The sequence below is a fragment of the Mesorhizobium sp. M7A.F.Ca.US.007.01.2.1 genome, from assembly GCF_003998165.1.
GTDB lineage: Bacteria > Pseudomonadota > Alphaproteobacteria > Rhizobiales > Rhizobiaceae > Mesorhizobium > Mesorhizobium ciceri.
Map to the genome: position 1 here is coordinate 1 of NZ_RZQP01000534.1, position 450 is coordinate 450.

General features: G+C 65.1%; 1 protein-coding gene. It reads right to left on the reverse strand.

Annotated features, from left to right (window positions below):
* Window positions 1-450: lysophospholipid acyltransferase family protein (locus tag EN949_RS35645; RefSeq protein WP_127372001.1), on the reverse strand; the 450-nt coding region annotated here is incomplete at both ends.

Below are 450 nucleotides of genomic sequence, written 5' to 3' on the forward strand. Positions count from 1 at the left end.
AGCCTCGGCGGTCGCGGCATTGAGCGCTGTCGTCACTTCCTGGCGCTTGCGCTCCATTTCGGCGTCATCGGCGCCGGCCGCCACGAAGATCGGCTGGCCGATGACGATCGACGAACGGCCGAACGGCAGGTTGATGGTGGTCTTGTCCCAGCTCTTCTCCAGCACCTTGCGGCGGCTGGTGGTGATGGCGACGGGCACAAGCGGCCGGCCCGAGAGGCGAGCCAGGAGAACGATACCAAGTCCTGCGTCTCGCGGCGTGCCGTGCGGAATATCTGCGATCATGGCGACGTTCTTGCCGACGGCGAGCGACTTTTTCAGGGCGATAAGCGCTTTTGCCCCACCCTTGTCGAGGTGCCTGGCATTTTCCCGCCCGCCCGAGCCGCGCACCGCCTCGATGCCGAATTTTTCCAGCATCAAGGCGTTGAGCTCGGCATCGGCGCTGCGCGAAAC